This window comes from Curtobacterium sp. MWU13-2055 (genome assembly GCF_023242305.1).
Classification (GTDB): Bacteria; Actinomycetota; Actinomycetes; order Actinomycetales; family Microbacteriaceae; genus Curtobacterium.
Genome location: NZ_JALLIO010000009.1, coordinates 42155 through 54749, shown reverse-complemented (window position 1 = coordinate 54749; position 12595 = coordinate 42155). Strand labels below are relative to the sequence as shown.

The 12595-nt window shown below is 67.5% G+C and carries 9 protein-coding genes; 8 read left to right on the top strand and 1 reads right to left on the bottom strand.

Translation table 11 applies throughout. The features are described 5' to 3' along the window. Nucleotides 1-7 precede the first annotated feature (7 nt). On the top strand, nucleotides 8-925 hold the full coding sequence (locus tag M4960_RS16295; RefSeq protein WP_248704828.1) for a GNAT family N-acetyltransferase: 918 nt from the start codon (nucleotides 8-10) through the stop codon (nucleotides 923-925). A gap of 21 nt (nucleotides 926-946) precedes the next feature. Here the strand turns inward: M4960_RS16295 and M4960_RS16290 are convergent, their stop codons facing one another. After that, nucleotides 947-1801: an aminoglycoside phosphotransferase family protein gene (locus M4960_RS16290; protein ID WP_248704827.1), complete on the bottom strand. Its 855-nt coding sequence runs from the start codon at nucleotides 1799-1801 to the stop codon at nucleotides 947-949. Between the two features lie 131 nt (nucleotides 1802-1932). Between M4960_RS16290 and M4960_RS19830 the strand changes: the two genes are divergently transcribed. From M4960_RS19830 to M4960_RS16255, 7 genes are all read left to right on the top strand, one after another. After that, entirely contained in the window at nucleotides 1933-2910 is a 978-nt protein-coding gene (locus M4960_RS19830) for a matrixin family metalloprotease (protein ID WP_248704826.1), read from the top strand. Between the two features lie 215 nt (nucleotides 2911-3125). Continuing rightward, on the top strand, nucleotides 3126-7571 hold the full coding sequence (locus M4960_RS16280; RefSeq protein ID WP_248704825.1) for an RHS repeat-associated core domain-containing protein: 4446 nt from the start codon (nucleotides 3126-3128) through the stop codon (nucleotides 7569-7571). A 253-nt stretch (nucleotides 7572-7824) separates the two neighbouring features. Continuing rightward, entirely contained in the window at nucleotides 7825-8349 is a 525-nt protein-coding gene (locus tag M4960_RS16275) for a hypothetical protein (RefSeq protein WP_146249658.1), read from the top strand. Between the two features lie 548 nt (nucleotides 8350-8897). Further along, nucleotides 8898-9614 (top strand): GntR family transcriptional regulator, encoded by a 717-nt coding sequence (locus tag M4960_RS16270; protein WP_111083725.1) that lies wholly within the window; start codon nucleotides 8898-8900, stop codon nucleotides 9612-9614. 91 nt (nucleotides 9615-9705) lie between these two features. Continuing rightward, nucleotides 9706-10728, top strand: coding sequence for a sugar phosphate isomerase/epimerase (locus tag M4960_RS16265; RefSeq protein ID WP_123292893.1), 1023 nt, complete (start codon nucleotides 9706-9708; stop codon nucleotides 10726-10728). Further along, the gene (locus M4960_RS16260) at nucleotides 10725-11678 is read left to right on the top strand and encodes a 3-hydroxyacyl-CoA dehydrogenase family protein (protein ID WP_131878002.1); all 954 of its coding nucleotides are present in this window, start codon (nucleotides 10725-10727) and stop codon (nucleotides 11676-11678) included. The genes M4960_RS16265 and M4960_RS16260 overlap by 4 nt, the downstream gene beginning before the upstream one ends. An 11-nt stretch (nucleotides 11679-11689) precedes the next feature. Continuing rightward, a complete protein-coding gene (locus M4960_RS16255) occupies nucleotides 11690-12451 on the top strand; it encodes an SDR family NAD(P)-dependent oxidoreductase (RefSeq protein WP_248704824.1) in 762 nt (253 codons plus the stop codon). Nucleotides 12452-12595 lie beyond the last annotated feature (144 nt).

Below are 12595 nucleotides of genomic sequence, written 5' to 3'. Positions count from 1 at the left end.
TGGTCGGATGACGACGACTGCGCCGACCTCGACCGCGCTGCCCCGACCGGGAGAGGTCCTCGTGACCTCGGCAGCGGACGTCGAGCAGGTCGTCCAACGCGCCACGAACCACTACGCCTCCGGGGTCGTCGCGGACACCGCCGGATGGGCGGACGGCGACCGTCGGCGGATCGAGGACCTCGGGTTCCGTGCTGGTGATGCCCGCGGCGAAGCGCTCCGGACCCTCGACCTGACGATCGCCGACGACGGCACCCCGACGCGGATGCTCGAAGCGCCCGCCATGGCCGCGCTGAACAGCCACCACGCACGGTTCGCCGAGCGGCGTGGCGAGATCGTCCGGTACCAGACCGACGTGTCGGTGTGGACAGGGATCCCCGCGCAACCCACTGCGCAGGACTGGGAGGACGTCCGGGCACTGCTCGGATCGGGCGGGATGCTCGGCGTCGGTGCGGCTGCCGTCCTGCCGTCGGGGTGGGAGCTCGTCGAGGGTGCCGGCGGCGTGCAGCTCACCGGCGAGGCGATCGAGGGGGCGCCCGACGACGAAGCCGTCGTGCTGACACCCGACGACGTGCCGGAGATGACCGCCCTGGTGGAGCGGACGAAGCCGGGGCCGTTCCTGCCGCGCACCATCGAGCTCGGCACGTACCTGGGCATCCGGCGGGACGGACGGCTCGTCGCCATGGCGGGGGAGCGGTTGCACCCGCCGGGGTGGACCGAGATCAGCGCGGTGTGCACGGACGAGGCGTACCGGGGGCAGGGGTTCGGGCGCCGGTTGGTGCTCGCCGTCGCGCACGGGATCCGGGAGCGTGGGGAGACACCCTTGATGCACGCGGCCGCGGGGAACACCGGGGCGATCGGGCTGTACCAGCACCTCGGGTTCCGGCTGCGGGATCGCGGGGCCCCGCGGTTCGTGCGGGTGCCGTGAGCTGGGTTCCGGTCTGACGGGTCAGAACGCGGCGAGGGCGCGGCGGAGCATGTCGTGGCCCTGGGCCTCGAAGCCCTCGTCGCCGACTGCGTAGGCCCACGTCGCGGTGCCGACGGCCTCGCGGAGTTGCAGCCAGCGCCAGGCGTCCGGAGTGCGCGGGTCGTCGCCGTACCCGTCGAAGAACGCCGCTTCGAGGGCCGGATCGTGCTGCCAGTGGAGCACTGCGAGTCGGGTGAGGTCGAAGGAGGCGGGGCGCCAGCCGAAGCGGCCGAAGTCGATGACGCGGAGCCTGCCGTCGTCCACGATCCAGTTGCGTGGGTGGAAGTCGCCGTGGGTCGGCACCAGGGGCTCGTCCGGGTGGTCGGTGGGGAGCATCTCGAGCGCCGCGCGGATCCGAGCGACGACGTCGGGCGAGATCCGGTGCGGGGCATCGAGCGCGCGGAGGGCCTTCGCCTGTTCGTGCAGCAGGAACGTCGGGTCGTGCCGGGTGCCGTGGTCGTGCAGACGCCGGAGGACTGCGCCGGCCTGCCGGTGGACGTCAGGGGCGTGCTCGTCCGCGGTGCCGAGCGCGAGGTGACCAGGGACGCGTTCGAGGACGAGGACGCGGTGCTGTTCGTCCGCGGCCACGAGGGCACCGGTGTCCCCGGCAGTGCGCAGGGCGTCGGTCACGGTCCGGTGGGCCTCGAGTTCCCGGGGGAAGTGGGTGTTGTCCTGGCCGGACGCCTTCACGGTGTAGCTGACGTTGCCGTTGACGACGTGCAGGACCCTCGTGTCGAGAAGCCCCCACGAGTCATCCGCCACCAAGACCGCGCCGGGGAGCGTGCGGAGCACGAACGCGATCTGGTGGTCGTCGAGTCCGGTGTCGCCCCACTGCATGGCGGCACGTTACCCGGTCCGGTCTGCGCACCGCGGCCGTTCTGGGGGCTTGTCGACCCTTCCGCTCCCTCGGACACTGATGCAGCCGTCCGCCACCGTGGTTCGGGTGCGGTGTGATCAAGGAGGGCGCAGTGCGCACGTCATCGAAGGCCGCAGCCGCGGTCGCACTCGGGTTCGTCCTGACGGCGGTCATCGCCGCACCAGGGATCGCGGATGCGGTGAGCTGCCGAGGCGACAGCATCTCGGTCAACGACCTCGCGTCCGGGTGTCACGTCGACTCCGGCGTGGTGGCGCTCGAGGACGGCCGGACCTTCGTGGTGCCCGCAGCCGGTGTCACGCTCACTGCCGCGCCCGTCGCCGAAGGGGACACCGACCCCGGTGACGTCGTGATCGCGAACCGTGGTACCGCCGGCATCGCCGTGCAGGTCGACGAGGTGTGGGCCGGATCGCCCACCGCCGTCCGGCAGGAACGCGCAGCCCAGCAACGGCGAACCCTCGGGCCGACGATCCGCGGGACTGCCTCGCACGGCGGCGCCACGACGTCCGCGAGCTGCGGGAGCAGGGCGTACGTGCTGACCGGCGCGCACTGGGAGTCGCCGATCCGGTGGCGGTACAACCCGACCGGGGCGAAGGTGTCGAAGGTCGCAGCGATCCAGCGCGGTGCCGAGGCCTGGACCGGCACGATCTCGGCGTGCGGTCAGACGGTCCAGTCGACGGCGGCGCAGGAGTACCTCGGCACCGCGACGCAGAAGCCTGCGGTCACCGCCGATGGTGGCTGCGGGACCTCGAACCGGACGAGCGTCATCGGGTGGGGCAAGCTGCCGTCGAAGACCCTGGCGCTGACGTGCATCTGGTCCTTCACGGACGGGGTCGCCTTCGAGACCGACCAGCGCTACTCGACGAGCCACCGGTGGGGGTCGACCAGCACCTGTTCGGGCAACCGTTTCGACCTGCGCGGCATCGCGACGCACGAGTGGGGGCACTCGTACGGGCTCGGGCACACGGCGCAGAAGTCCGGGCTCGTGATGAAGCCGTCGTCCACGGTGTGTGACACGGCGCAGCGGACGCTCGGGCTCGGGGATGTGCGGGGGATCACGGCGGTGTACTGAGCGCTGCTTTCCGTGCAACCGCCCGTATCGTCGCGCCCCTCGTCGTTTCGACCCCCACATGTCGGGGTGCGGTGGTGAGCGATGCTCCGTAACGTGCTGTGAAGTTGCACAGTGCAGCCATGGGGGCTGTGCGCTGGTGCGACGTGCTGAGGGGTTCTTTTCGCGTGTTTGCTGCGTCGTTGTCTGGTCGTGTTCGTGGAGTGATGCTGGCAGTGGTGACGTTGGTCGCCTTGCTGGGTTCGTTGTTGGTGGTGGTGTCGCAGCCGGCACCGGCGCAGGCTGTGGTGACCGGTACGGGCGGGCAGTACGTGCCGATGCCCTCCAACGCCCGCGTGTTGGGCGGTGCGACCGAGAAGGGCGTGTTCCGCACGGTGAAGGTCGCCGGAGTCGCCGGGCTGCCATCGTCCGGGATCGGCGCGGTGACGATGATGGTCACCATCGCCGATCCGTCGGGGTCGGGTCAGTTGCAGATGCGCGCCGACGATGCCGACACGACGACGCTGATGATGATCTACAACTCTGGTGTCGGCGGGAACACGTCGAACACGGGTCTGCTCGCGGTCGCGGACGACGGCACGATCCAGGCGCGGACCGAGACGGCGCAGTCGAAGGTCGTCATCGACATCACCGGCTACTACACATCGACGAAGAACGGCGTGTCTGCCGGCGGGTTCGTCGCGATGTCGCCGTCCCGAGTGCTCGATTCCCGTGGCGGCATCGGTGCCGCGCAGGGGCAGATCCCAGCAGGTTCGCAGCGCACCATCCAGGCAACCGGCTCGAACGGCATTCCGACTGGCGCTGCGGCGGTCGCGGTGAACATCATCGTGATCAACCGCGAAGCCAAGGCCGGCTACGTCCGTCCCACCCCGACCGGTGAGACCCGCAGCACGGGTGTCCTGAACTACAACTCCGTCGAGGGCCAGTCGACCGCGATGAACGCGCAGGTCGCGTTGAACGCCGACGGGAAGTTCAGCATCGACACCGCCGAGGGTGGCGGGAAGATCGACCTCGTCGTCGACATCCAGGGCTACTTCCTGCAGTCGAACCCGGGTGGCGGCTTCACCCCGCTGAACGGTCGGCTCATCGACACCCGCAACGGCGCGAGCATCGCTCCGGGTGCATCGTTCACGGTGCAGGTCGGCGGTGTCCAGGGAGCTCCGACGGTCGAGGGCGGCTTGTCGGCTGCCGCGGTGACGTTCACCGCGGTGAACGACAGTGGTGCTGACTCGTACGCGAAGATGTGGGCCGATGGTGCGGCGGAGCCGGAGTCGTCTGCGATCAGCTCCGACCGGACGTCGAAGATGACGAACACCGTGGTCGCGCCGGTCGGTGCGAACGGCAAGATCCGCATCAAGAACATGGGCACGGCGGCGATGAACTACCTCGTCGACCTGCAGGGTGCGTACAACTCGCTCCCCGGCGGCCCGGGCAACACGAACCGCACCGGTCAGCGGACGTCGGCGACGACGTTGCCGTTCCCGATCACGGACCAGACCAACGCTTCCGTCGACGTCGGAACCGGCAACCTGCTGGTGACCACGACGGCGATGAGCCTGCCGGGTGTGACGCAGAACACCACGATCGGCGCCGCGTACAACTCGCGCAGCACCACCGTCGGTGACGCGAACACGATGGATGCGAACCGGTGGCAGTTCGCCCTCGCCGGCGCCGGCGATCTCACCGCGAACGCACAGGGCGTCATCTACACCGACGCTGTCGGTACGGCGTGGCAGTTCCGTCCGTCGGGGGCGCAGGGCGCGTTCATCAGCCCGGCCGGTTTGCAGCAAACCCTCACCCGCGTGACGCCGTCGGGGCAGGACACGCAGTACCAGCTGAAGGGCTGGACGACGAACCAGACGACGGTGTTCAACCTTGCGGGGCAGCCCACCAAGGTGACGGACCGCAACGGCAACATCATCGACTTCACCTTCGCGACGTCCGACCGGTACAAGCTGACCAGCCTCGTCTCGACCGCTGGTGTGACGGGGGCGCGGACGGCGAACTCGTCGTACGCGAGCGGTGTGCAGACGTTCTCGCAGACCTCCGGCTCGAGCTCGCGTTCGGTGTCGTGGACCAAGAACAGCACCGGCGACATCACCACGTACACGGACGCGCTCGGCAAGAAGACCACGTTCGGTTACACCAGCGGTGACCTCACCACGATCACCGCGCCCGAGGGCGGCGTTACGGCGTTCACGTACGACTCCTCCGACCGGATCACCAAGGTCGAGCAGCGCAACACCACCGCGGGCTCCCCGGGCACCGCTGTGACGCGGTTCTCGTTCAAGGACGACACCACGACACTGGTCGCAGACCCGCGGTCCGACCAGTCGGTTGCGGTGGCGGATGCCAAGCGCACCACGTACACGCTCGACGGCAACGACCTGGTGACGAAGGCCGTTGATCCGGCGGATCGGGAGCGGGGCCGTGAGTACAACCCGGCGAACAACGGTGTCACGACGGCGACGACCGGTACCGGTGACACCACGTCCACGTCGACGAACGACTACGGCAAGAACGAGAGCCAGTCGCTGACGAAGAGCACGAGCAGCTCCGGATCGTCGTCGTCTGCGACCTATGACGCGCCGGGGGCTGCGAACAAGTATCTGCCGTCCTCAACCACTGACTCCGCGGGTGACAGCACGTCGTATGAGTACAGCGGTGTCGGCAACCCGACCTCCACCAGCACCGGAGGTACCGCGGACGCGGCGAAGGCGGAGCTCGACTACAACTCCGACGGCACCGTCAAGACCGCGACCGCACCCGGCAACGGCGGGAACCCGACGAAGTACGAGTACGAGAACAAGCAGCTCAAGAAGGTCACCGCCCCGAACAACCCCTCGAGCAATACCGACATCGTCGGCGCGAAGGAGTACACGTACGACGGATTCGGGCGGATGCGGACCGAGACCGACGGGCGCGGCAACACGACGACCTACGGGTACGACAACGACGACCGGACCACCTCGATCGCCTTCAGTGACGGCACCGCGACGGTGACCAGGTCGTACGACGGCAACGGCAACCTCCTCACCGAGACTTCCGCCACCGGCACCATCACCAACACGTACGACCAGCGGAACCGCCTCACCTCCACGGTGAACACCGCCGGTGGCGGAACGGTCTCCTACGGTTACGACCTCGCCGGGAACACCGTCACGGTGACCGATGCGCAGGGGCAGGTGACGCACGAGTACGACCCGTCGAACGTGCTCACTGCGACGACGTACCCGACCAATACGGGCACGGCGAAGCAGGTGTACCTGACCGACGACCACGGCCGCCGCACCGACACGTGGCTCGGCGCGCCCAGCAACGCGACTCCCGGTGCGGAGCCGGCGTCGTGGACGGGGCATCAGCAGGTCGAGTACGACGCCTCCGGCAAGATCACCCACATCAAGGCGTGGACCGGGAAGGACGCCGCGCTCGAGGTGAACACGAAGTACTGCTACCAGTTCGAGGCGCCCTCTGACGGCACCTGCGACGACAGCGACAAGTCCAAGGACCGCAGCAAGCTGCAGTGGACCCGCGACGGCTCTGGTCAGGCGACGAAGTACGGGTACACCTCCGGTCGACTGACGAAGATCACCCAGTCCGGTGGGGACACTCCCACCAACTGGGCGTTCACCTACGACAAGGCCGGCAATCGCACCCGCGCCACCGCAACCAACGCCACCATCGAAGCGACGGTCAGCGATCAGCAGCTGAGCTACAACGCGCTTGGCCAGATCACCACCACCGGGTACGCGTACGACAAGACCGGCAACATGACCGCATCGCCGGGTGCGACGTACACGTACAACGGTGCGCAGCAGATGACGTCTTCCACGAAGGATGGCAAGACGACCACGTACGAGTACGCGGGCGCGGACATGAACAAGCTGCTCTACCAGGCAACCGACGGGGGAGCGGAGTACGGCTACACCTATGGCACATCCGACTCGAATGGTGTCCCCGTGATCGCCAGCCGTGAGCTCGTTGGTACGGGCACGGCCGCGGTGATCAGCGACCCCACCACTGGTCAGCTGCTGGATCTGCGGACTACGGACGGCACGACGAGCATGTACGTCCTCGACGGGATCGGGAACCCGGTTGCATCCCTCAAGGACACGGGCGCTGTTGCCTACAAGGTGACGTACGACGCGTACGGCAAGGAGCAGGTCAACGCCGACGGTGGCAGCAGTGCGCAGTGGCAGCAGAACCCGTACGGGTACAAGGCCGGCATCCGCGCCAGCAACACTGACACCGGACTCACGAAATTCGGCTACCGCTGGCAGTCCGCCGCCACCGGCAGCTGGATCGAACGCGACACACTCGACGCGCCTCTCAGTCCTAGTAACGCGAACCGATATGCCTACGCGGGTGCTGACCCAATCAACAAGTCTGACCCCCGTGGGCGAGACGTTTTCGACTCAGCCACTGACGCTTTCGGGAAAGCCGGTTTGGTTGGCAACCTCGCCAATATTGGCTACTACGCTGCTACAGGGAATAGTAAGGCGGCAGCGACAGAGACTGTCGGCTTGATCACCGGCACTCTTGCCGGAGCCGCCTGCGAACTCGGCATAGCAGCCGCTACTGGCGGTGTCGGGGTTATTGCAACAGCTGGCTGCTACGCGGTCGGTACTGCCGTGTCAAACGTAACGACTGGGAAGGTGTTTTAAGTGTTCAGAATGAAGGGCAACCTGCTACTTCCCACCATCATCGGCATATTTGCCATAGCTCTCGGTGTCGTCGCGCTAATTTCGCCTAATCGCGCCGACGCGGGCATTGGAATCTGGGGTGCAATCGCGGGCTTGTTCGGCATTTACGTGATCTGTGGGGTCATCGTTTCGGGGTGGGGAAGACGCAGATAACGGGGAAGGCTGAAATCCGCAATCCTCACACATGTCCGGGCTAGTTGAATGAGTGATCAGCGTGAGTATCAGCTCGTTCGATGTTGAAAAGATCGATCACCGGCCACTCGTCCGCTGGGTAGCTGGAGTGATAGGTGCATTCACTGGAATCCTCGCCATCATTGGATGGCCGCTCCCCATTGTTTCGGGGCGATACGTACAGAACGACGCATGGGAACGCACCTTGTCGTTGATTAACGCATGGTTGAACCATGCCGGTTGGAGAATGTCCGGGTCCTCGTGGTTTTGGAGCGGCATTTCAATTGCTGCGATCACTGGCGTGATCTTGACAATAAATCAACGTGATCTTGCCTGGCCCAAAAAATGGCTCGTGATCCTGATCCCGGGCGGACTTGTTGGTACTCTGGGCCCTCTATTCCAGATGCTCTTGGGTGTTCGGTGGTCGAATTACGCATCCGAGGACAATAGTCCCGTGGCTCTCGTGTATTTGATCAGCATGGTCGTCGTCATCGGTCTTCTCCTTCTGCGTGGTTGGGTGATGCGCATCCGGGATCAACCCGATGACGCCAATGCTACAAAGCGCTGATGAAAAGCTGATTCACCGCTCATTTCTCGGCCGAAACGCAGGGCCCCATCATGAGCGGATTGAGCACGCACTTCGTCGGCGCTGCTACACGGACGCCGCTTACCGGCACCTGACCGTACTGGGGTCAGCGACCCGCTTTGTTGAACTGCGGGACATGTGCCCAAAGGCACACAGCTGATGGGCCATACCTGGCAGTACGTCAACGTCCGGGGCGGCCCGACCGACGCTTTAAGAACAATCCCGCTCTTCCCGTCGTGCAATATGGCCAGCTCGATATCAGCACAGCGCAAGGCCTGTTCTGAAGCGCGCAATCCTCACGTGCCACCGCCCTCGACGAAGCTGGCTCACTCCTCGAAAAGGCACCACGCCGCCGCGATCACCGGCGGCATCGCAACTAGTTACGCGCCTGGGGAGGGGCGGTCGAGCAAGCCCATCGGCGGCAGAGCGCAAGGTGAAGGCGACGTCAATTAGGCGACACCTCGTGACGGCGCGGCCTGGCTCGGGGCCTCCGCACCGAGCCCGAGTCGTGGATTCTCTAGGATCGACCCATGTCCACGACCATGCCCGGCTTCGGGACGGAGCGCATCACGCAGCTCGGCCTGCGTGACCGCGTCTACGACCGGGTGCTCGAGGTCCTGATGGGCCACGACGTCGAACCCGGCATGCGACTGTCGATCGACGGGCTCGCCCGCACCCTCGGCGTCTCCCCGACCCCGGTGCGCGAAGCCCTCGTGCAGCTCGAACGCACCGGCCTCGTCACCCGAGAGGCGAACAAGGGGTACCGGGTCTCCCCACCCCTGGCTGGCGACCAACTCGAGGCGCTGTTCGACGCCCGGCTCATCGTGGAGAGCGGTGCCGTCGAGCTCGCTGCGCGCGGTGACGTCGACGCCCTGCGGGAGCGGCTCGGCACGGCGCTCGACGAGCAGGCTGCGGTGGCCGACGAGGTCGCGGCGGTCGGTGCGGCTGAGGCTTCGGAGGAACTCATGGCCCGCTTCTTCCGCAGCGACTGGCAGTTCCACCAGCTGATCTTCGATGCCACGCGGAACCCGTTCCTCGAGGAGATGTCCGAGATCATCACGACGCGGGTGCACCGTATGCGGCAGATCGTCGAGGGTGGCGGGGACGACACCGACCGCGCCGTGCACGAGCACCGAGCGGTGGTCGATGCCCTCGCGGTCGGGCCGGCTGAAGCGGTCGCGGCGATGCGGCACCACATCGACGCCGTCCGGCTCCGGTCGCGCGAGGACGCTTCGCACACGAGCTGATCCCGCAGGGGTTGCGCTCTGTCGAGGTGCGAGTATCTTTCCTATAGGAAAGAGGTTCACCGCCGAACCCCGACATGCGAAGGAGCATTCCGTGAGCACACCGCAGGACTGGGTCGAACAGGATTGGGACCCCACCACCTGGACGTCGGACACCTGGCCGATCGCCGCCTGTCTGCACGGCTTCGCCCAGGTCACTCGAGACGGCACCGCGTTCCACGATGCCCCGGCCGAGGTGTGGGACGACGTGTTCGCACAGATCGCAGCCGCCGGGTTCTCGCTCGCCGAACTCGCCGACAGCCACATCCGCCCCGCGGACCTCGAGCGCTCCCGCCGCGACGAGCTGTTCGCCGTCGCGAAGGCGCACGGCATCGGGATCCCCTCGGTGCACCTGCAGCGCAAGAGCGTCATCCAGCCCGGGCACGAGGAGGACAACCTCGCCTACGCCCACCGCACCATCGACGCGGCGGCCGAGTGGGGCATGCAGGTGTTCTCGACGGGCCTGCACCAGCCGTTCAACGAGGCCCAGAAGCGCGCGCTGTGGTTCTGGACCGCGCAGGGCCCGAAGGACCCGGACGACCCCGAGGTCTGGAACGCGGCGGTCAAGCGCCTGCGGGAGCTCGGTGAGCACGCTGCCTCCGTCGGACTGCCGATGGCCCTCGAGCTGTACGAGGACACCTACCTCGGCACCGCCGACAGCGCCGTGCGACTGGTCGAGGACATCGGGCTCGACAACGTCGGCCTGAACGCGGACGTCGCCAACCTCATCCGCCTCCACCGGCCGATCGAGGACTGGCGGGAGCTCTTCGCGAAGACCATGCCGCACACGAACTACCTGCACGTGAAGAACTACACGCGTGACGAGGCCGGCGACGGCAGCTGGGCGACGAGCGCGCCGAGCACCATGGAGACGGGCCTCATCAACTACCGCCAGGTCCTGCGCGACGCTGTCGCCGACGGGTTCCGCGGGATCGTCATGACCGAGCAGTACGGCGGGGACAGCCTCGGCGTCTGCGCAACGAACCAGCAGTACATCCGATCCGTCCTCGCGACGACGAAGCTCGACGCGACGGCGACCCCGACTGCAGCAACCAGCACCGAAGGAGCAACCCGATGAGCACCCTCGACATCGCCGTCGTCGGATCCGGCTACATGGGCGGCGGGATCGCCCAGGTCCTCGCCCTCGCTGGCCACACCGTCCGGATCGCCGACGTCTCGGCCGAGATCGCCGCGTCCAACCGAGCCCGGCTCATCGCAGAGACCGAGCAGTTCGTCGCGGACGGCCTGTTCCCCGCGGACGCCGTGGCACGCGTCGACGCCCACCTCAGCGCAGCCGCCTCCATCGAGGAAGCAGTCGCGGAGGCCGACTTCATCGAGGAGGCCGTCCCCGAGAAGATCGAGATCAAGCACGCGACCCTCCGCCGCATCAGCGAAGCCGCCCGCCCCGACGCGATCATCGGCTCGAACACCTCGACGATCCTGATCGAGTCGCTGGCCGAGGCGGTCGTCGGCCCGGAGCGGTTCCTCGGCGTGCACTTCTCGAACCCGGCGCCGTTCATCCCCGGCGTCGAGCTCATCCCGCACCCGACCACGAACGAGCACGCGATCGCGGTCGGCGAGACCGTCGTCGCCGCGACCGGCAAGCAGTCGGCGCGGGTGAAGGACTCGACGGGCTTCGTCCTGAACCGCCTGCAGTACGCGTTGTTCGAGGAAGCCACGAAGATCGCCGACGAGGGCATCGCCACCCCCGACGACATCGACACCATCGTGCGGACCACGTTCGGGTTCCGCCTGCCGTTCTTCGGCCCGTTCGCGATCGCCGACATGGCCGGTCTCGACGTCTACGCGTTCTGCTTCGAGTCGCTGCAGACCCGCTGGCCCGAGCGCTTCGCCACCCCGCCGTCGCTGCAGCAGCACGTCGACGCGGGCGAGCTCGGCACGAAGTCCGGCGCCGGGTACCTCGAGGTGCCGGCCGACCGGACGCCGGAACTCGTCGCCTACCGCAACAAGGCCTACGTCGCGATGCAGAAGCTGCTCGACGACCTCGGCCCGGCCCCGATCCACTGAGCGGCACGACGATGCGCAACGAACAGCAAACCGCCGTCCTCACCGGAGCGGCATCACCGCGTGGCATCGGTCGCGCCACCGCCCACCACCTGGCCGAGGCCGGATGGGACATCGGCATCATCGACCTCGACCAGACCGCGAGCGAACAAGTCGCCACCGAGATCCGCGAGCAGCACGGCGTCCGTGCGGTCGGCGTCGGCGCGAACGTCGCCGACGAGACCGCGGTCCGGGCGGCGTTCGACACGATCGAGGCCGAGCTCGACCCCGTCGTCGCCCTCGTCAACCTGGCCGGCGTCTCGTCCGCGCACGCCTACCTCGACCTGCCCGAGGGGGAGTGGCACCGCGTGCTGTCGATCAACCTCGACGGCGTGCACTTCGCCAGCCTGCGAGCAGCGGAGTCGATGGTGCAGCACGGCTACGGCCGCATCGTGAACCTGTCGTCGGTCTCGGCCCAGCGCGGTGGCGGCACCTTCAGCAAGACCCCGTACACGGTGGCGAAGGCCGGCGTGATCGGCCTGACCCGTGGCCTGGCCCGCGAGCTCGGCCCGCGCGGCGTCACCGTCAACGCGATCGCTCCCGGCCCGATCGACACCGACATCATGGGCGGCACCCTGACCGAGGAGCGCAAGACCGAGATGGCCGCGGACGGCGTGCTGCCGCGCATCGGTACGCCGCGGGACATCGCCGCGGCGATCGCGTACCTGATCAGCGAGGACGCCGGGTTCGTCACGGGCCAGACGCTCAACGTCGACGGCGGCCTGTACATGCACTAGGGCCAGCCGTCCACGGAACGCGCGCCGACCGCGCGACGCGATCCGTGCCTCCCGTCCGACAGGCCGAACGGCCAGACGGCCAGACGGCCACCAGGCCCGACCGCCGGACGCCCCGAAACCGCACCGTGCTCGCAAAGGAGCGAA